General features: G+C 37.8%; 1 pseudogene. It reads left to right on the top strand.

Annotation, left to right across the window (positions count from 1 at the left end):
* Positions 1–301: pseudogene (locus AOA60_RS29470) on the top strand (hypothetical protein); the annotation flags it as partial.
* Between the last annotated feature and the right edge of the window lie 96 nt (positions 302–397).

Genomic DNA, 397 nt, shown 5'->3' with positions numbered 1-397 from the left:
TGTTTTTGGTCTTGCTTATGGAGCAGGTGTGATGATTCAAGCTGTGAAGGAAGATGGCATGAGCAAAAAGGATATCTATCTTGTCATGATATTCCTTGTAGCATGTCACGCAGTGATTGAAGATACACTGTTGTTTGCGCCATTAGGAATACCATTAGGGCCATTATTGCTTATACGACTTGTAACTGCGATTATTTTAACGATGGCAGTAGCAATGATTTGGAATCGAATAGAGAAAAAGAATGGTACATCAGAAGCTTTTGAAGAAGAAGAGCATTACAGTGCGGAGAAAAGTTCATAATTTTAAGGAGATGGAAAAATGACATCGAAGCAGGACTGGACAGACAAAGGGAAAAATGAATTTGAATCAGTTGATACGATACTATTTGATCTAGAC

Origin of the sequence: Pseudomonas sp. 2822-17 (genome assembly GCF_002742485.1) — a bacterium.
GTDB lineage: Bacteria > Pseudomonadota > Gammaproteobacteria > Pseudomonadales > Pseudomonadaceae > Aquipseudomonas > Aquipseudomonas cyclaminis.
The sequence above is the reverse complement of the archived record's forward strand: the minus strand, read 5'-3'. Positions and strand labels throughout refer to the sequence as shown.